The sequence below is a fragment of the Phytohabitans sp. LJ34 genome (assembly GCF_052068095.1).
Classification (GTDB): domain Bacteria; phylum Actinomycetota; class Actinomycetes; order Mycobacteriales; family Micromonosporaceae; genus Phytohabitans.
In genome coordinates this window covers 299,997-316,830 of sequence record NZ_JBQHDG010000002.1, presented here as the reverse complement: position 1 = coordinate 316,830, position 16,834 = coordinate 299,997, and the positions used below count along the sequence as shown (strand labels likewise).

Annotated in this window: 18 protein-coding genes; 11 read left to right on the top strand and 7 right to left on the bottom strand. The window is 72.9% G+C overall.

What is annotated here, in order from left to right:
* Window positions 1-37: 37 nt before the first annotated feature.
* Entirely contained in the window at window positions 38-799 is a 762-nt protein-coding gene (locus tag ACTMTJ_RS04445) for a class I SAM-dependent methyltransferase (RefSeq protein WP_441214755.1), read from the bottom strand.
* Window positions 800-903: 104 nt separating this feature from the next.
* On the opposite strand from ACTMTJ_RS04445, the gene ACTMTJ_RS04440 reads away from it, so the two are divergent.
* The gene (locus ACTMTJ_RS04440) at window positions 904-1,194 is read left to right on the top strand and encodes an STAS domain-containing protein (protein WP_441214754.1); all 291 of its coding nucleotides are present in this window, start codon (window positions 904-906) and stop codon (window positions 1,192-1,194) included.
* Window positions 1,191-2,381, top strand: a complete 1,191-nt coding sequence (locus ACTMTJ_RS04435; protein ID WP_441214753.1) for a PP2C family protein-serine/threonine phosphatase — start codon at window positions 1,191-1,193, stop codon at window positions 2,379-2,381. The genes ACTMTJ_RS04440 and ACTMTJ_RS04435 overlap by 4 nt, the downstream gene beginning before the upstream one ends.
* Window positions 2,382-2,438: 57 nt before the next feature.
* On the opposite strand, the gene ACTMTJ_RS04430 is transcribed toward ACTMTJ_RS04435, so the two are convergent.
* From ACTMTJ_RS04430 to ACTMTJ_RS04420, 3 genes are all read right to left on the bottom strand, one after another.
* Window positions 2,439-3,398 carry a DUF3500 domain-containing protein gene (locus ACTMTJ_RS04430; RefSeq protein WP_441214752.1) on the bottom strand — a complete coding sequence of 320 codons (960 nt, stop codon included), beginning with the start codon at window positions 3,396-3,398 and terminating at the stop codon, window positions 2,439-2,441.
* Between the two features lie 180 nt (window positions 3,399-3,578).
* Entirely contained in the window at window positions 3,579-4,337 is a 759-nt protein-coding gene (locus ACTMTJ_RS04425) for an ABC transporter permease (protein ID WP_441214751.1), read from the bottom strand.
* Window positions 4,334-5,221, bottom strand: coding sequence for an ABC transporter ATP-binding protein (locus ACTMTJ_RS04420; RefSeq protein WP_441214750.1), 888 nt, complete (start codon window positions 5,219-5,221; stop codon window positions 4,334-4,336). Before ACTMTJ_RS04420 ends, ACTMTJ_RS04425 begins: the two co-directional genes overlap by 4 nt.
* A gap of 151 nt (window positions 5,222-5,372) precedes the next feature.
* Here ACTMTJ_RS04420 and ACTMTJ_RS04415 point away from each other — a divergent pair, with 151 nt between their 5' ends.
* Entirely contained in the window at window positions 5,373-6,605 is a 1,233-nt protein-coding gene (locus ACTMTJ_RS04415) for a sensor histidine kinase (RefSeq protein ID WP_441214749.1), read from the top strand.
* The gene (locus tag ACTMTJ_RS04410) at window positions 6,584-7,363 is read left to right on the top strand and encodes a response regulator transcription factor (protein ID WP_441214953.1); all 780 of its coding nucleotides are present in this window, start codon (window positions 6,584-6,586) and stop codon (window positions 7,361-7,363) included. The genes ACTMTJ_RS04415 and ACTMTJ_RS04410 overlap by 22 nt, the downstream gene beginning before the upstream one ends.
* Here ACTMTJ_RS04410 and ACTMTJ_RS04405 read toward each other — a convergent pair.
* Window positions 7,350-8,369 (bottom strand): Glu/Leu/Phe/Val dehydrogenase dimerization domain-containing protein, encoded by a 1,020-nt coding sequence (locus ACTMTJ_RS04405; protein WP_441214748.1) that lies wholly within the window; start codon window positions 8,367-8,369, stop codon window positions 7,350-7,352. The genes ACTMTJ_RS04410 and ACTMTJ_RS04405 overlap by 14 nt on opposite strands.
* Before the next feature lie 129 nt (window positions 8,370-8,498).
* On the opposite strand from ACTMTJ_RS04405, the gene ACTMTJ_RS04400 reads away from it, so the two are divergent.
* From ACTMTJ_RS04400 to ACTMTJ_RS04390, 3 genes are all read left to right on the top strand, one after another.
* The gene (locus ACTMTJ_RS04400; protein WP_441214747.1) at window positions 8,499-9,257 is read left to right on the top strand and encodes a hypothetical protein; all 759 of its coding nucleotides are present in this window, start codon (window positions 8,499-8,501) and stop codon (window positions 9,255-9,257) included.
* A 79-nt stretch (window positions 9,258-9,336) separates the two neighbouring features.
* Entirely contained in the window at window positions 9,337-9,747 is a 411-nt protein-coding gene (locus ACTMTJ_RS04395; RefSeq protein ID WP_441214746.1) for a hypothetical protein, read from the top strand.
* Window positions 9,747-11,003 (top strand): hypothetical protein, encoded by a 1,257-nt coding sequence (locus ACTMTJ_RS04390; RefSeq protein ID WP_441214745.1) that lies wholly within the window; start codon window positions 9,747-9,749, stop codon window positions 11,001-11,003. The genes ACTMTJ_RS04395 and ACTMTJ_RS04390 overlap by 1 nt, the downstream gene beginning before the upstream one ends.
* A 9-nt stretch (window positions 11,004-11,012) precedes the next feature.
* Here the strand turns inward: ACTMTJ_RS04390 and ACTMTJ_RS04385 are convergent, their stop codons facing one another.
* The gene (locus tag ACTMTJ_RS04385) at window positions 11,013-11,681 is read right to left on the bottom strand and encodes a DUF305 domain-containing protein (RefSeq protein ID WP_441214744.1); all 669 of its coding nucleotides are present in this window, start codon (window positions 11,679-11,681) and stop codon (window positions 11,013-11,015) included.
* 161 nt (window positions 11,682-11,842) lie between these two features.
* On the opposite strand from ACTMTJ_RS04385, the gene ACTMTJ_RS04380 reads away from it, so the two are divergent.
* The 4 genes from ACTMTJ_RS04380 to ACTMTJ_RS04365 all read left to right on the top strand — a co-directional run bounded on the left by ACTMTJ_RS04380 (window position 11,843) and on the right by ACTMTJ_RS04365 (window position 16,499).
* On the top strand, window positions 11,843-13,261 hold the full coding sequence (locus tag ACTMTJ_RS04380) for an LVIVD repeat-containing protein (protein WP_441214743.1): 1,419 nt from the start codon (window positions 11,843-11,845) through the stop codon (window positions 13,259-13,261).
* 206 nt (window positions 13,262-13,467) lie between these two features.
* Window positions 13,468-14,529 carry a lytic polysaccharide monooxygenase auxiliary activity family 9 protein gene (locus tag ACTMTJ_RS04375; protein WP_441214742.1) on the top strand — a complete coding sequence of 354 codons (1,062 nt, stop codon included), beginning with the start codon at window positions 13,468-13,470 and terminating at the stop codon, window positions 14,527-14,529.
* A gap of 123 nt (window positions 14,530-14,652) precedes the next feature.
* Complete coding sequence (locus ACTMTJ_RS04370; protein WP_441214741.1) at window positions 14,653-15,180, top strand: SigE family RNA polymerase sigma factor; 528 nt, start codon at window positions 14,653-14,655, stop codon at window positions 15,178-15,180.
* Window positions 15,181-15,182: 2 nt separating this feature from the next.
* On the top strand, window positions 15,183-16,499 hold the full coding sequence (locus tag ACTMTJ_RS04365; protein WP_441214740.1) for a hypothetical protein: 1,317 nt from the start codon (window positions 15,183-15,185) through the stop codon (window positions 16,497-16,499).
* An 11-nt stretch (window positions 16,500-16,510) separates the two neighbouring features.
* Here the strand turns inward: ACTMTJ_RS04365 and ACTMTJ_RS04360 are convergent, their stop codons facing one another.
* On the bottom strand, window positions 16,511-16,828 hold the full coding sequence (locus tag ACTMTJ_RS04360) for a type II toxin-antitoxin system PemK/MazF family toxin (RefSeq protein WP_441214739.1): 318 nt from the start codon (window positions 16,826-16,828) through the stop codon (window positions 16,511-16,513).
* Window positions 16,829-16,834: the final 6 nt, after the last annotated feature.

Genomic DNA, 16,834 nt, shown 5'->3' with positions numbered 1-16,834 from the left:
GCGGCGGGTGACCAGACGCGGACGCGGGCAAAGATGCCTAGCCCTTGACCCCCGCCACCGCGGCATCCCGCGCGCCGCGCCACACGAGCCCGATCTCCGCGTACCCCGCCGCCCGTAGCGCCTCCAGGTGCCACGACACCGGTGGCGTCCACTCCGAGCTGTGGTGCTCGGTGAAGAGGCGCTTGCGTTCGATCACCAGCGGCCCCAGCGTCGGGTCGGCCGCCGCCCGATCCCACCAGTCGGCCCACGACAGGGCCGCGCCGGCCGCGTAGCGGGCGTGGCGGAGTGCGTCCGCGCGCTCGCCGAGGCGGGCTGACAAGCCGGGCAGGCCGTCGTCGGGCATGTGGTCGGCGTTGACGAAGACGCCGCCGGGGCGGAGGGCTTCGCGGATCTCGCCGTACAGCTCGGCCAGGCGCGACGGGTCCAGCCAGTGCAGCGCGGTCGCGGTCAGCACCGCGTCGAAGTCCTGGTGGGGGAGGGCCGACAGCCATTCCTTGGTGCGCAGGTCGGCCGTGACCACCGTGGCCCGCTCGCCGAGTGTTCCGGCGGCGATGTGGCGGAGCACCGGGTCGAGGTCGAGGAGGGTGGTGGTGGCCTCGGGGAAGCGCCGCAGCAGCCGCAGTGAGATCGAGCCGGTGCCGCCGGCCAGGTCGAGTACGCGGGGTGCGCGTCCGGCGGTGACCGCGTCGACCGTGTCCAGGAGGGCGGTGAAGCGCTCCTCGCGGTCCGGCATGTACGCCTCCTGCTGGCGGTCCCAGCTTTCCTGCCAGGCGGCCGCCTCCACGATGTAAGGACTCATGTGCCTCAGACTAGTTACCTGGCGGCAGAGCTGTCGAGGGCCGCGTGTGTGAGTAGGGTCGGTCCGGGGTAACTGAGATTTGATCACGGCTTAGGAGGCGACCGATGACACTCGCGCGGGACGAGGTAGCCGTGATCTACCTCGAGGGCGACCTGGACATGCAGGCCGAGGATCGCGTGGTCGCCGAGATCGAGGCGGCGCTCGCCCGCGCCCAGCGCGACGTGGTGGTGGACCTGTCGGCCGTGCCGTTCCTCGACTCCAGCGGCGTGCGCGCGCTGCTGCGTGGGCGCGAGGCGGCCCAGCGGAGCGGCGTGCGGCTGTGCGTCCGCAACCCCCGGCGCATCGTCGAGGAGGTTCTGCGGATCACCGGCGTGGCGCCGCTGTTCGGGCTATGAGCGTCCCGCGCCCCGCGGAATGGCACGGCATGCTCGCCGAGCTGATCGACGTGGCACACTTCGTCGGCCCGAGCGGGCTCGCCGAGATCGTGGAGGTGGCCGCCGCGCGGGTCGGCCTCGACGTCACCATCCACCTCGTCGACCACGAGCAGGAGCGGCTGCGCGTGCTGTCGCCCGACAAGGCCACCGACCCGATCCCGATACGGGGTTCGGTCGCGGGCCGGGCGTTCATGACGCTCACCCCGGTGCCGTCCGCCGGCGACCCGCCCCGCCTCTGGATGCCCATCGTCAACGGCACCGAGCGGATCGGCGTGCTGGAGGTCCGCGGCGCCGACCCGGCCGACCCGGCGATGATCTCCGGCACCCGCCTCCTCGCCGGCCTGGTCGGGCACATGATCACCTCGAAGACCGCGTACGGCGACGCGATCGTCGTGGCCCGCCGCTCCCGGCCCATGACCACGGCCGCCGAGGTGCTGTGGCAGCTGCTGCCGCCGCTCACGTTCGCCACCGACCACTTCGTCCTCGCCGCCGTGCTCGAACCCAGCTACGAGGTGGGCGGCGACGCGTTCGACTACACAGTGGACGACGGGGTGGCCCGCTTCGCCGTGTACGACGGAGTCGGCAAGGGCCTGCCCGCCGCCCTCACCACCGCCGTGGCCCTCGGCGCCAGCCGCGCCAGCCGCCGCGCCGGTGCCGGGCTGGCCGAGATGGCGGAGGAGGTCGACCGCGCGCTGAAGGGGGAGTTCACCGACTCGCGTTTCGTGACGGCGGTGCTGGCCGAGTTCGACCTGCACGCCGGCCACCTCCGCTACGTCGGTGCCGGCCACCCGCCGCCGGTCCTGCTGCGCCGCGGCAAGGCGGTGCGCGCGCTGGCCGGTGGCCGCCGCACCCCGCTCGGCGTGCCCGCGCCCACCGCCGTCGCCGAGGAGCGCCTGGAGCGTGGCGACCGCCTCCTCTTCTACACGGACGGGATCACCGAGGCCCGCGACGCCGACGGCACGCTCTTCGGCCTGGAGCGCCTCGTCGACCTGGTCGAACGCCACGCCGCGGTCGGTCTCCCGGTGGCCGAGACCGCCCGACGCATCTCCCACGCGGTCCGCGACCACCAGGGCGGGCCGCCGGCCGACGACGCCACCCTGCTCCTGCTGGAATGGTCGGAAGCGGCGGCGAAGCGGTCGGTACCCTAAGCACACATTCGCAGCAACTTCACGAATCGTTGCGCGATTTTGGGTGAGCGGGCCGCGCTAGGCGGAGTGTGGCACCGACGCGCGGTGGCTGGCGAGCACGTCGTCGCCGAAGTCGCCGTGCGGCCGGCGGAGCACCGTGTGCGCGTGGTTGCCGTCGTCGGTCGTGTTGTCGTACTCGATCAGCACGTCCTCGCCCTGCACCCGGTAGTAGTGCCGCCCACCCGGCCGGGTCGGCCCCTCCCACGCGAACCACTGCTCGCCGCTCTCGATCCGCGCGTACTCCAGCGCGGCCAGGCCGGGCGGCAGCCGGTCGAGGTAGAGGGCGACGAGGCGGTAGAGGGCCGCCCGCGCGCCGGGGCCGAGGCGGCTGGCCGGCACGCCCCGCGGCTCGAGGGGCCCGCCGACCGCGGGTCGGGTGGCGGTGCGGATGTCCGGCGGGGCTTCGTCGGAGACGATCGCCGCGCGGCGGTCGGCGCGGCCCATCGCGTCGAGCAGCGCGCGGGCCAGGTCTTCCTCGGCGGCGAGCGGGCGCAGCACGGTGCCGCCGGCGTACCCGACGCGGTGCGGGTTGGCGCCCAGGAAGATCGGCGCGGGGGAGACGACCCCGTCGGCGACCGTCATCGTGACCGAGAGGTGGTGGCCCTCGAAGCGCCACCCCCACGGCTCGTCCCGCCCCGGCTCGCCGAAGACCGCCACCCAGTAGTCGTTGCTGTGCCGCCCGCGCGCCCACCCCTCCTGGCGGTCGAGCACCTCCTCCAGGGCGACGATCGCCATCGCCTGCGCGTACGCGGGCGGACTCAGCGCCGTCGCGAGTAGCCGGTGGGCCGCCTTGCGCGCGGTGCGGTCCAGGTCCGCGAGGCACGCGCCGGGCCGGGGCCGCGGGCGGTACTCGATCCACCGCCGCGCGGCCTCGTCGGCGAAGGGCCGCGACGCGAGTGAGCGCTGCTCGCCGTCGAGCGCGGCGAGCAGCGCCGTCGCAGCCTCAGACATCTCACCGGGTACCGCGTCAGCCGCCATCTCCTCTGTATACCGCCCGGGCCTGTCTCCTGGGTCTCGACGGGCTGCGGCGGGCCCAGACGACGAGCGGCGGCACCGGGCGAAAAGGTCGCATACCGGTGTTGTATGCGGCCTTTCGCCCGGCACCCCCGGACGCCGCCTGGATCTCGCCTCGCTCCACCGAGACCCAGGAGACAGGCCCTAGGCCACCTCCCGGCGGAGGAGGCGCGCGAGGCCGGCGGCGAGTGGCACGGCGAGCCAGACGCCGACGGAGGCGGCGAGCTTGGGCCAGTCCGCGCCGGCCATGGTGTTGTCGACGAGCGGCTGGGAGGTCATGCCGAGGTCGAGCCACTCGGCCGGCGTCCGCAGCGCGTCGATCATGTTGGTGAGCATGCTCCACACGGTCGGCAGCAGGAAGTACATGACGATGGCGAGCGCGGAGTTCATCAGCAGCATGCCGAACGCCACGCCGACGGTCATGTTGATCAGCTGGAACAGCACCGCGCTGCCCAGCGCGCCGGCGGTCAGCCGCCAGCTGCCGTCGCCGTCGAAGAACGTCATCCCGATCGCGTTGCCGACCGCGGCGACGAGCAGCCCCGCGACGACCGAGGCGCCGGCCAGCACGAAGCCGGCGAGCACCTTGGCCGCGGCGACCCGCTCGCGCTCCGGCACCAGCGTGAACGTGGTCAGCGCGCCCCGCTGCGTCCACTCGCTGGTGACCGAGAGGATGCCGATGACCGGCAGCAGCACGCCGGCCGGCAGCAGCGTGGTCTGGAAGATGCCGTAGAACGTGAGGTCCGGCGGGTCGGCGACGATGAGCATGACCACGACCAGCGCCGCGTACGCGAGCCCGGTCACGGCCAGCAGCCAGAAGCCGGCCCGCGTGTCGGTCATCTTGCGCACCTCGACGAGCGTGAGGCGCCCGAGCGAGGGGCGGGGCGGCGCTTCCAGAGTGGTCATCGAGGCGCTCCGTTCGAGGTGAGTTGGAGGAAGAGCTGCTCCAGCCCGCCGCCGTCGGCGGGGCGGAGCTCCAGCAGCACGAGCCCGGCCGCGGTAGCGGCCCGCCCGACGGTCTCCGCGTCGGTCTGCGCGACGAGCGCGCCGTCCGGCGTGGGGGTCACGGCCACGCCGGCGGCGGTGAGCGCCCATTCGAGCTTGTCCGGCTCCAGGCCGCGCACCCGTACCCCGGAGCCGGCGAGCAACTCCTCTTTGCTGCCGTCGGCGACGACCCGGCCACCCCCGATGACCACCAGCCGGTCCGCCACCGCCTCGACCTCGCGCAGCAGGTGCGAGGAGAGCAGCACGGTGCCGCCCCGGTCGGCGAAGTCGCGCAGCACCGTACGCATCCAGAAGATCCCCTCCGGGTCCAGCCCGTTGGCCGGCTCGTCGAGGATGAGCACGCGCGGGTCGCCCAGCAGCGCGTGCGCCAGGCCGAGCCGCTGCCGCATGCCCAGCGAGTACTGGCGGACCCGCTTGCGGCCGGCCTTGGCGTCCAGCCCGACGAGGTCGAGCAGCTTGTCCACCCGGCCGCGGTCGACGCCCATGACGTGCGCGGCGAGGCTGAGCGTCTCCCGGCCGGTGCGGCCCGGGTGCTGCGCGGAGGCGTCCAGGAGCACACCCACGCGGCGGCCCGGGTTGGGCAGCCGCCGGTACGGCACGCCGTCCACCGTCGCCCCGCCCACCGTGGGTGGCGTGAGGCCGCAGATCATGCGCATGGTCGTGGACTTGCCGGCGCCGTTGGGCCCGAGGAACCCGGTCACTGTCCCGGCCTCGCAGCGGAACGACACGTCGTCGACGGCCGTGTGCTGGCCGTACCGCTTGGTCAGGTGCTCCACACTGATCATGCGTCCAGCCTGCGGCTCCGGCCGGTACCCCGGAATCGGCCCGAGGTCGGCGGCGGGTGACCGAGGGCTGTCCCCGCGCCGACCGAGGTCTATGGCCGGCATTCGACTTTGGTCGGATGCCCGGGCGCCTGCCGGGTCGTACCATTTGATCATGGTTGGTGGGGCAACGCCCGAATACCGCGCGCTGCTGCCCGGCGCGCTGCTGGCGAAACCCTACCCGGAGGACCGCCGGCGGGTGCGGCGCACGGCCCGCGACTGGGTCGTCGACGTGCTGCTGTTCCTCTTCGCGGTAGGGCTCGCGCTGATCCTGGCCGCGTACGGCTTCGAGCAGGGCATCGACGAGGGGCGGATGACCCTCGACTTCCTGCTCGGCCTGCTGTGCTGCCTCGGCCTGTGGGTGCGGCGGCGCTGGCCGGTCGGGCTCACTATCGCCGTGACGGTCGTCGGCCTCTGGTCGGTGACCAGCGTCGGTGCCGCGGTGGTCGCGTTCTTCACGGTCGTGGTGCACCGGCGCGTCGCGGTGGCGCTGGCACTCGCCGCGGTCGGCGTCGCCAGCGGCTTCGTCTTTCCGCTGCTGCGGCCGGAGTGGAGCAGCAGCCCCATGTGGGTCGACCTGGTCTGGACCCTGGTGTTCATGGCGCTGGTGCTCGCCTGGGGGCTGGTCGTCAAGGCCCGCCGCCAGCTGGTGCTCTCGCTCCGCGACCGGGCCCACCGCGCCGAGTCCGAGCAGCAGCTGCGGGTGGCGCAGGCCCGCCAGGCCGAGCGGGCCCGCATCGCGCGGGAGATGCACGACGTGCTGGCCCACCGGATCTCGCTGCTGAGCCTGCACGCGGGCGCGCTGGAGTTTCGCCCGGACGCGCCGCCGGAGGAGGTGGCCCGCGCGGCCGGCGTGATCCGCGACAGCGCCCACCAGGCGCTCCAGGAGCTGCGCGAGGTGATCGGCGTGCTCCGCGACGACCCGGCCGACGAGGCGCCCGACCGTCCCCAGCCCACGCTCGCCGACCTGCCCGGCCTCGTCGACGAGTCGCGGGCGGCCGGCATGCGGGTGCGCCTCGACCGGCGGGTGGCCGACCTCGGCGCGGTGCCTGTGGCGGTGGGGCGAAACGCGTACCGGATCGTGCAGGAAGGACTCACGAATGCCCGCAAGCACGCGTACGGTTCCACTGTGGACGTGATCGTGGCGGGGGCGGCCGGCGACGGCCTGTCGGTCGAGGTGCGCAACCCGTGGCCGGTGGGCGTGCCGGCCGGGCCGGAGATTCCCGGCACGGGCACCGGCATCGTGGGGCTCACCGAGCGGGCCACGCTCGCCGGCGGGCGGCTGGAGAGCGGCCGCACCGCGTCCGGCGACTTCCGGCTCTGGGCCTGGCTGCCGTGGCCGGCGTGAGCGCCTTCCCGGGCGGCCCGCCGCCCGGCGGCGACGGCGCCGCGGGCGCTTTTCCGGGTGGCGCGCGGGCCGGCGGCGTCGGCGCCGCGGGCGGCCAGGCGCCGATCAAGGTCCTGATCGTGGACGACGACGCGCTGGTCCGCGCCGGCCTCGCGATGATCCTCGGCGGCGCGGACGACATCGTGGTGGTCGGCGAGGCCTCCGACGGCGCCGAGGTGGCCGCCGCCGTCCGCTCGCACGCGCCCGACGTCGTGCTCATGGACATCCGCATGCCCCGCCTCGACGGTCTCGCCGCCACCGAGGCGCTGCGCCGCCGGCCCGAGCCGCCCGAGGTGATCGTGCTGACGACGTTCCACGCGGACGAGTACGTGCTGCGCGCGCTCCGGGCCGGCGCCAGCGGCTTCCTGCTCAAGGACACCCCGCCGGCCGAGATCCTGCGCGCGGTGCGCCGGGTCGCGCTCGGCGAGCCGATGCTCTCGCCCGCCGTGACCCGCCGCCTCATCGACCACGTCAGCGACACCGGCGCGGACGGGCGGCGGCGCCACGCGCTGGCGCTGCTCGGCCGGCTGAGCGAGCGGGAGCGGGAGGTCGCCGTCGCGGTCGGCCAGGGCAAGTCCAACGCGGAGATCAGCGGCGAGCTCTTCATGAGCGTGGCGACGGTCAAGGCGCACGTGTCCCGGGTGCTGACCAAGCTGGAGCTCAACAACCGGGTGCAGGTGGCGCTGCTCGCCCACGACGCCGGCCTCACGCTCCCCTGAGGCGTTCCTCGGCCAGGTCCTTCGCCGCGCGGTGCGGGCTCATGCCCGCGCCGAGTATCCGGGTGACCGTCGCGCCGATCCCGCGCACCTCCGCGAGCGCCGCCGCCGGGGTCAGGCCGCGCAGCTCCACGCCGGTGCCGTAGATCGCGCCACCCGCGCTCACCACCGGGTCGGGCACCCACAGCACGCCCCGCTCGTGCAGCATGTCGGCGACGCGTTCCTCGGCGAGCTGGTTGTTGGCCGGCCCGGCGATGGCGGCGCAGCGCAGGCGCGGTACAAGATCGGGTGTCAACAGCCCGCCCAGCGCGGCCGGCACGACCACGTCGGCCGGCGCGGTGGCCGCCTCCGCCGGAGCCACCCAGGCCGCGCCCATCGCGTCCGCGAGCGTGCGACGGCCGGGGTCGACGTCGGTGACCGTGAGGATCGCGCCGGCGCCGGCGAGCGCCTTCGCCAGGTGGGTGCCGACGTGGCCCAGCCCGATCAGCGTGACCCGCAGCCCGGCCATGTCCGCGCTGCCGAAGCGGTGCGCGCAGAGGGCGGCGAGCGCGGCGAGCACCCCTTCGGCGGTCGGGCCGGACGAGTCGCCGCTGCCGCCCCGCTCGGCCGGGCGGCAGAAGACCCACCGCGTGCGCTCGCCGATCGTCACCATGTCGGCCGGCCCGGTGCCGACGTCGGGCCCGGTGCCGTAGCGCCCGCCGAGCGACTCGACCGCGTCGCCCACGTCGAGCAGCACGTCGTGCCTCTCGTCGGTGGTCAACGGCGCCGCGGTCGGTAGCGCCACGACGGTCTTGCCGCCGCCGTGGTCGAGGCCGGCGACCGCGGTCTTGTACGTCATCGCCTCGGCCAGCCGCAGCGCGTCGGCCACCCCGTCGCGCCAGTCGGCGTAGTGCTTGAGCCGGCACCCGCCGATCGCCATGCCCCGTACGGTGGAGTGCACGGCGATCGCCACCGGCAGCCCGCTGCGTCGTCCCTTGTGGACGGTAAGCTGTTCATGATCGAACGTCATGGCCCGACGCTATTCGCTTTCAGCCGCATGACCAGCGCCGCCGAAGCAAATCCGGACGCCACCGGAAAATCCGCGCGGAACCGAACGACGTTCGACCGACACTCCATCGAGATATGTAAGAATATCGACATGATGACTCGCCTGGCGGCCGCCGCGGCCGGTGTACTCCTGCTCTTCGCCGCTCCCGCCGCCGCGCCGGCGCACTCCCGCGGCGGATGCTCCGACCGGCTGCTGTTCTGCGAGGACTTCGAGCGCATGCCGCTGGGCGGGGCCGCCAGCCTCAAGTGGGGCATCGACACCAAGCACGGCACCCTCACCGTCGAACGCCACCGCGGCGACCGCGTACTCCACGTGCACACCGAGGGCAACGGCCGCGCCTTCCTCAAGGTCGACGACTTCGCCGCGCCCGGCAACAGCTTCTTCGGCCGCCTCCGCCTACGCGTGGCGGCCTTCCCGACCGCGCCCGACTGGGCCCACTACACGCTCGTCGAGGCCACCGGCCAGGGCCCGGAGATCGTCCGCCCGCTGGGCGGCCAGTACGTCCCGACACTCGACCGCGCGCTGTGGGGCGTCGGCGCCGACGGCGGCCCGACCGGCGACTGGACGAACTGGCGCGAGTCCGCCCCCTCCGTGGCCGGCCGCTGGCAGTGCGTCGAGTGGCGCGCCGACGCCGCCGACAACCGCATCGACATCTGGATCGACGGCCGCCCCCAGCCCGACCTCACCGTCACCACCAAGGACCACGGCGGCAACCCGGTCGACTTCGTCTTCCCGCGCTTCGACACGGTGAAGATCGGCTGGCAGCTCTACCAGGGCGACCCCACCCCACCCGCCTACGACATCCTCATGGACGACATAGCCCTGAGCACCACCCGCGTCGGCTGCTGACCCGGGGTGGCGGCGGATCGATTGACAGATCTTGGTCGATCCGTTCCGTCCCGTCGATCCGTCTCTAGTCTGTTGACTCATGGCGGCCGGTTTCTACGTGCGAGTCCCCCCGGAGCTGGCCGGAGACCTGCACAGCGACGGGTTCCTCCGACGCGGCGACGACCGTGGCGCGGGAGAGGTGCTCGACGCCGCACAGGCGGCCGCGGCCGTGCTCGGCGCAGGGCTCGGCCTGGGTGCGGATGCGGTGTCCATCCTGGTCGGCCGGCATGAGGTCGCCCGGCTCGTCCGTCGGCTTTGGCGGTCGTCGCGACCCGACCCGGCGGGCCGGCGCCGCATCACGGTGGCGGTCGGGCACACGCCGGTGGGTGGTTCGGTGGTGTTCGAGACCGACGGATACGCCACGGACGACCTACCGGAGAAGCTCGTCGAGGCCGTCGCCACTTTACTGACCGCACTGGCCGACGAGCAGTCCGGCGGAGCGGGCGCCTGATGCCGGCGTTCAACCTCGAGCGGCTCTCGGTCCTCCTTGCCGATCGTGCCGCCATCTTCCAGCAGATCCGCGTGCTGCGGGATCGGCGCGACGACCTCACCGACGAATACAACGAGTTCATCGAGGAGATGCGCGGCAGCACCGGGTCGCGGCGGAGCCATCTGCACCGGAAGGCGCAGAACGCGCACGAGGCCAAGATGGCTATCCGGCCGCAGGAAAAGGCGCTGCAAGGGAGGCTCGAAGCAAAGGAGAAGGAGATCGTCGACTTCATCGCCGCGATGTGGGCCGCATCGGAGCTCCTCCTGGGCGCTGAGCGCCAGCACGACCTGTTGCGGAAGGGTGTGGACGACCTGGGCGCGCGGCTGTCCGCGCTGGAGACCCGGGTCGGCGCGCTGACGGACGCGATCGGCGCACTCCGGAGCGGCCAGGCCGGCCAGGCCGGTGCGGTCAAGGCCATCGGCACCCGGATCGATCGGCTGGCCGGCGAGGTCGCGAACGCGCGGGTGACGTTCCGCGCGGTGGAGGGCACGGTCGCCCAGATCACCAACGCCGTCGAGCCGACGGTCGAGCGGAGGGGCTGGAATCCGGACTTCCAGCCGGTGTCCGAGCCCTGTTCGCGCGCCATCCCCGAGGCGGAGCTCGACGCACTCCCGGAGCGCGTCACCGTCCTGCTCTTCGCGTCCCACGTGCCCAAGGAGACGACGGTCGACGTCGCCGAGGAGGCGCGTGAGATCGAAATGAAGATCAATGACGCCACGCTGGCGGCGTACGTCCGGCTCAAGGCATGGCAGGCGACGCGTCCGCTGGACCTGATGCCCATGTTCAACCGGCACAAGCCGTACATGGTCCACTTCAGCGGCCACGGCCAGCCGGGCGCACTGATCATGACCGGCGGTCCTGATCGGCCGGAGCCGGTGCCGACCGACCTGCTGGTCCGGATGTTCAAGGCGTCGGCCGATCACCTTCGGGTGGCGTTCTTCAACGTCTGCGACTCCGAGGAGCAGGCGGTCGCGGCGGCCCGCCTGCTGGATGTGGTGATCGGTATGCGCGGCCGGCTGCCGGACACGATGGCCCGCATGTTCGCGGCCCGCGTCTACTCGTCGCTCGCGTTCGGCGAGTCTATGCGCAAGGCGTTCGAACAGGGACTGCTGGAGGTCGAGAAGTTTCCGGAGGCCCGGGTCGTGCCGCAGCTCTACCACCGGCCGGGCGTCGACCCGCACAAGGTGGTGCTGGTGCGGCCCCGACAGCGCGACTGAGCGCGGGCGTTACAGGGGGATCTGGCGCATTCGGCCGATCTCGGCCTGCTGCTCGGCGGCGATGCCGGTGGCGAGCCGCTCCACCTCCTGGTCGCGGCCGGCGCGCAGTGCGTCCGTCGCCATCGCGACCGCGCCCTCGTGATGGGCGACCATCATGTCGACGAACATCTTGTCGAACGCGTCACCGCGCATGCCGGCCAGCGCCTTCAGGGCCTCCGGCGGCTGCATCCCCCACATGCCGGCGTGGCTGTGGCCGGCCTGGTCTTCGGGGAGGCCGCGCGCCTTCAGCCAGGCCTGGAACACCGCGATCTCCGGCTTCTGCGCCGCGGTGATGCGGGAGGCGAGGGCGCGGATCTGCTCGTGGCCGGCCCGGTCGGGGGCGAGGGCGGCCATCTCCAGGGCCTGGGCGTGGTGCGGGATCATCATGCGCATGAAGAAGGCGTCGGCCTGGTTGTAGAGGCTGCCGTCGGGCGCGGGGATCTTGTCGGAGGGGATGACCGACGCGGACTCGCCGGGGCGGCCGGGCACGATCACCGGGACCGGCGACGTGGTCGGTGTCGGGGAGGCGCTCGCCGCCGGGTCGTCGCCCGAGCCGGCCGCGCGGACGCCGAGGGCTATCGCGACGCCGGCTACCGCCACCACTACGGCGCCGATCACCGCGTACGTGCGACGGCTCATCAAGACTGACCTCCGTAATCGCAGGGTGCGCGCGATCGTATATCGCCGACCTGAGTATCCGAGTGACGGGTGTCACATCGACGGTTACGATGCCTCGGTAAGGTGTGCACCAATCTGGCGCCCTTTCGCCGTTGAAAGGGCCTGAAAGACGGGGTATGCCCATGTTCAGATCGGCCCCACAAGGGTTGCGGCGGCTCAGTGCCGTCGCGGCGGCCGCGTTCGCTCTCACGCTGGCTGTCGCGGCCTCCGCCTCCCCGACGAGTGCCCAGTCGCCGTCCACAAACGAGATCCCCGGCGTCGACGAGATCGTCAGCAGCAACAACATCCGCCTGTTGACGAACGTGCCCCTTTCGGGCCCGCTCGCCAACGGCATCAACTCCGACATCGCGTTCCAGGGCAAGTACGCGTTCGCCGGTAACTTCAACGGGTTCGCCATCTTCGACATCAGCCGGCCGTCGCAGCCGAGGCTGGTCTCCCAGGTGTCCTGCCCCGGCGGCCAGGGTGACGTCTCGGTCGACGGCAACCTGCTCATCATGTCGGTCGACTCGTCGCGCAGCGACGACTCGTGCCAGAGCACGAGCCTTTCCGCCACCAACAAGGCGGCCTGGGAAGGCATCCGCATCTTCGACATCAGCGACAAGGCCAGCCCGCGCTACGTGAAGTCCGTGGAGACCAACTGCGGCTCGCACACGCACACGCTGGTGCCGGGCAAGGACCGCCGTTCGCTCTACGTGTACGTGTCGTCGTACTTCCCGTCGGAGACGTTCCCGGACTGCAAGCCGCCGCACGACCTGATCTCGATCGTCAAGGTGCCGGTGCGCAACCCGACCTCCGCGGCGGTCGTGGCGACGCCCAACCTGTTCCCGGGCGACTCTGGCAACCCGCCGGGCACGCCGAGCACCGAGACCAGCGGCTGCCACGACATCACCGCGTACCCGAAGAAGGACATCGCCGCGGGCGCGTGCATGGGTGACGGCATCCTGCTCGACATCAGCCGTCCGGAGGCGCCGCGGGTGATCACCCGGGTGCGCGACACGGTCAACTTCGCCTTCTGGCACTCGGCCACGTTCAACAACGCCGGCACCAAGGTCGTCTTCACCGACGAGCTGGGCGGCGGCGTGGCGGCGGAGTGCCTCGCGAGCGTCCCGTCCACCAAGGGCGCGGACGCGATCTACGACATCCAGGGCTGGGGCAAGCACCGCCGGCTCGTGTTCAAGAGCTACTTCAAGATCCCCCGCTTGAACGCCGAGACCGAGAACTGCGTCGCGCACAATGGCTCGCTGATCCCGGTGCCCGGCCGCGACATCATGGTGCAGGCTTGGTACCAGGGCGGCATCTCCATCTGGGACTTCACCAACTCGTCCCGCCCGAAGGAGATCGCGTACTGGGAGCGGGGTCCGGTCTCCGCGACCGACCTGGTCCTGGCCGGATCGTGGTCGGCGTACTACTACAACGGCTACATCTACTCCAACGACATCACCAAGGGCCTCGACGTCCTCCAGGTGCGTGACTGGCGGCTCTTCGGCGCCGAGTTCAACAGGTTCCACCAGCTCAACGCGCAGACCCAGACGCGCTACTGAGCCTGTACCGGCGAACCAGGCCCGGCCTCCGCGGAGGCCGGGCCTGTTTGTTCGCTCATGTATTCGCATGATTCAATAGTCGGACGCGAGTGGCCTTTCTCGACCGCGAAGGGCGCGCCGGGCACGGGTGTCAACGGGCGGCACCCCCGGTGGGCGCCCTCGCCTGTCCGGGCGACCCTGTGCAGTCGCGACGAAAGGCAACGAAAGTGAAAGCGAGACGCAGGTTGGCGGTGCTCGCCGCCGCCGCGCTACTGGGCAGCGGGATTCCGCTGCTCTTGAAACCCAGTCCGGTGGAGGCGCACGGCGCGTTCGTGTCTCCGGCCACCCGCACGTACGCGTGCTACAAGGACGGCCTGGCGGGCGGCGGTGGCGACATCAACCCCACCAACCCGGCCTGCGTGGCCGCCGTGGCCCAGGGCGGCAAGCAGCCGCTGTGGGACTGGTTCGGCGTGCTGCAAAGCAACGCCGCCGGCAACCACCGGACGATCATCGCCGACGGCCAGCTGTGCGGCGGTGGCACCACCAAGTACGCCGCCTACAACGCGGGCCGCCTCGACTGGCCGGTCACCCAGGTCCAGTCGGGCAGCACGATGCAGTTCCGGTACAACGCGTGGGCGCCGCACCCGGGCACCTGGACGCAGTACATCACCCGGGACGGGTTCGACCCGAACCAGCCGCTGAAGTGGTCGGACCTCGAGGCGACGCCGTTCGACCAGGTGACCAACCCGCCCACGCAAAACGGCTCGTCCGGCAACGAGTACTACTGGAACGCCCGCCTGCCGGTGAAGCAGGGCCGCCACATCATCTACTCGATCTGGCAGCGGTCGGACAGCCCCGAGGCGTTCTACAACTGCGTCGACGTGCAGTTCGGTGGCACCCCGCCCACCTCTCCGCCGCCGACCAGCCCGCCGCCCACGTCGGTGCCGCCGACCAGCCCGCCGCCGTCCACCAGCGGCCCGCAGACGTGCACCGCGACGACGCGGATCAGCAGCCAGTGGTCCGGTGGCTTCCAGGGTGAGGTGACGGTGCGCAACAACAGCACCGCCCCGCTCAGCCCGTGGACGGCCACCTGGACGATGCCGGCCGGTGCGACGGTCGCCAGCGGCTGGAACGCGACGGTGAGCCAGAGCGGCACCACGGTCACCGCCGCGGCACCGTCGTGGAACTCGACCCTCGCCGCGGGAGCGTCCGCGACGATCGGGTTCACCAGCAGCGGCTCGCCCGGCCCGACCGGGATCCGCCTGAACGACAACGTGTGCGGCGCGTAACCAACCGCACACAGGAGCGGGCCCCTCGCGGGGCCCGCTCTTTTTTCTTCGCCGCCACCGCAACCCCGCCGTGACCGCCGCCCGTCATCGTGGGTGAGGGTGGTCGGGGGAGGAGTGCACCGTATGCGGACGGACGACACGTCCGAGTACGTCGAGTTCGTCTCGGCGCGGCTGGCCCGGTGGCACCGCGCCGCCTACCTGCTGTGCGGCGACGAGCACCGCGCCGACGACCTGGTGCAGACCACCGTCACCAAGCTCTACGTGCACTGGGCGCGGGCCCGGGCCGCCGACAACCTCGACGGGTACGTGCACCGCATGCTCGTCCGCACGTACATCGACGAAAAGCGGCTGGCCTGGTCGAAGGTGTGGCTGATGTCGGCGACCCCGGAGCGGGGCGCGTCCGGCGACAGCGGCGTGGAGGAGCGCGACCTTGTGGTGCGGGCGCTCGCCGACCTGCCCAAGGGCCAGCGCACGGTGCTGGTGATGCGCTTCCTCTGCGACATGCCGGTGGAGAGCGTGGCGGCGGCGATGCGTTGCTCAACCGGCAATGTGAAGGCACAGACCGCGCGCGGCCTCGCCACGCTGCGCGCACGGCTCGGCCAGGAGGCACCGTTCGCCGGGGCGGGCACGGGCAAGGGTGGGGGCTTGTAAGCGTGAGTGATCCGTTCGAGGAGCGGGCCGACGACGTTCGCGTGCTGCTGGAGACCGCGCGGGTCCCGCCGGCCAACGCCGACCTGTCGCGGGCGATCGAGGCCGGGGGAGTGGTGCGGCGCCGCCGCCGGTACGCGGCCGTGGCCGCCGCGACCGTCTTCGCCCTCGCCGGCACCGCGGCGGTCGGGCAGGCGCTCGACCGCACCGAAGGCGCCGACCGGCTGGACGTGCCGATCGGCGAGACAGTGACCTCGACCCCGCCGCCGTTCAGCACCTGCACCGTGGCGGCGCTGCCCGCACCGGCCGGCAAGGGCAGGCTCACCGGGCAGGTCGTCGCCGACCCCACCGGCCGGTACGCGGCGGCCGGCCTGGTGCGGCCCGACGGCTCCGTGCGCCCGGTGCTCTGGACCGGCGGCGAGCCGAAGGTGCTGCCCGCCGTCGGCACGAACGCAGAGCCCCGCGCGGTCAACTCCTCCGGCGTCGTGGTCGGCACGTCCGCCACCGCCGACGGCGGCCCGCTGGCCTGGATCTACCACGACGGCTCGACCGTCAAGCTGGCCCCCGTCGACGGGTACGAATGGTGGACGCCGCTCGCCGTCGACGAGGGCGGCGACGTCACCGGCGAGGCGTGGCGCGGCGTGCGGTTCGCGGTCGTGTCGTGGCCGCACGCCGACCCGCTCCGCGGACCGGTGCTGCTCACCCGCCCCGGCGACGTGCGCGGCTCCGGCGTCGGCGGCGACGGCACGGTGGTCGGCACGCGCGGCGAGGGCGCCGCACCGTACGCCTGGCACCCCGACGGCACCGGTCGCGCCCTCGACCTCCCGCCGGGCGCGGCCGCCGGGCAGGTGCTCGCCGTCCGCGGGCACTGGGCCGCCGGCTGGGTGGGGCTCCCGGTCGAGGAAGGCCCCCCGCCAGCCCACCAGGTCGCCCCGCGCGTGCAGGGCAGCGAGCCCGACCGGCGCGTGCTCGACATGCTCGGCAAGGCGGTGGCCGGTGGCAACCTGGTGACCGCGCCCGCCCGCTGGGACCTGCGCACCGGCGAGGTCACCCACTGGCCCGACCTGGCCATGCCGGCCACGGCGGTCAACGCCACCGGCTGGGTCGCCATCCCCGGCGACGCCGGCCCGACGGTCATCTCACCCGCCGGCAAGCTGACCACCCTGCCCGGACCGGCCGACGGCTACCCGACCGCGCTGAGCGACGACAACCGCCGCCTGTACGGCGAACGCTTCCCGCAGCCCCCCGAGGCCGGGGCACTGTCCACGAAGGAGCGCGCCGCGACGGCCACCGGCACCGAGCTGCTGATGTGGAGCTGCTGACCCCGCCGCGCTCAGAGGTCGAAGAGGTTGCGCAGCGCGTCGTCGACGCGGGCGAGGCTGGCGCCGGTGATCATGCCGAGCCGCTCGGCCCCGGAGGTCACCGGGAGGCGGCGCATGCGGTTGACCACGACGACGCCCGACACCGGGTCGGTCTCCGACAGCGGCACCGCGAACGGCGGCAGGTCGGTGATGCTGCCGCGCTGCCGCACGACCGGCGCGCAGTAGGGCGCGGCGTTGGGGCGGTCGTTGTGCGTGTCGCCGGAGAGCACGACGACCCGGTACCGCAGGTCGGTGCGGTCTCCTATGGTCCACACCTCACCGCGGTTCACGGGCCG

What these genes read in the sequence shown, in the direction of transcription:
- ACTMTJ_RS04420 (WP_441214750.1), bottom strand. Translation starts at nt 5,221, where the DNA reads ATGATCAGTGTGGAGCACCTGACCAAGCGGTACGGCCAGCACACGGCC.
- ACTMTJ_RS04390 (WP_441214745.1), top strand. Translation starts at nt 9,747, where the DNA reads ATGCCGGCGTTCAACCTCGAGCGGCTCTCGGTCCTCCTTGCCGATCGT.
- ACTMTJ_RS04385 (WP_441214744.1), bottom strand. Translation starts at nt 11,681, where the DNA reads ATGAGCCGTCGCACGTACGCGGTGATCGGCGCCGTAGTGGTGGCGGTA.
- ACTMTJ_RS04405 (WP_441214748.1), bottom strand. Translation starts at nt 8,369, where the DNA reads ATGACGTTCGATCATGAACAGCTTACCGTCCACAAGGGACGACGCAGC.
- ACTMTJ_RS04380 (WP_441214743.1), top strand. Translation starts at nt 11,843, where the DNA reads ATGTTCAGATCGGCCCCACAAGGGTTGCGGCGGCTCAGTGCCGTCGCG.
- ACTMTJ_RS04430 (WP_441214752.1), bottom strand. Translation starts at nt 3,398, where the DNA reads ATGGCGGCTGACGCGGTACCCGGTGAGATGTCTGAGGCTGCGACGGCG.
- ACTMTJ_RS04445 (WP_441214755.1), bottom strand. Translation starts at nt 799, where the DNA reads ATGAGTCCTTACATCGTGGAGGCGGCCGCCTGGCAGGAAAGCTGGGAC.
- ACTMTJ_RS04400 (WP_441214747.1), top strand. Translation starts at nt 8,499, where the DNA reads ATGATGACTCGCCTGGCGGCCGCCGCGGCCGGTGTACTCCTGCTCTTC.
- ACTMTJ_RS04395 (WP_441214746.1), top strand. Translation starts at nt 9,337, where the DNA reads ATGGCGGCCGGTTTCTACGTGCGAGTCCCCCCGGAGCTGGCCGGAGAC.
- ACTMTJ_RS04425 (WP_441214751.1), bottom strand. Translation starts at nt 4,337, where the DNA reads ATGACCACTCTGGAAGCGCCGCCCCGCCCCTCGCTCGGGCGCCTCACG.
- ACTMTJ_RS04435 (WP_441214753.1), top strand. Translation starts at nt 1,191, where the DNA reads ATGAGCGTCCCGCGCCCCGCGGAATGGCACGGCATGCTCGCCGAGCTG.
- ACTMTJ_RS04370 (WP_441214741.1), top strand. Translation starts at nt 14,653, where the DNA reads ATGCGGACGGACGACACGTCCGAGTACGTCGAGTTCGTCTCGGCGCGG.
- ACTMTJ_RS04415 (WP_441214749.1), top strand. Translation starts at nt 5,373, where the DNA reads ATGGTTGGTGGGGCAACGCCCGAATACCGCGCGCTGCTGCCCGGCGCG.
- ACTMTJ_RS04440 (WP_441214754.1), top strand. Translation starts at nt 904, where the DNA reads ATGACACTCGCGCGGGACGAGGTAGCCGTGATCTACCTCGAGGGCGAC.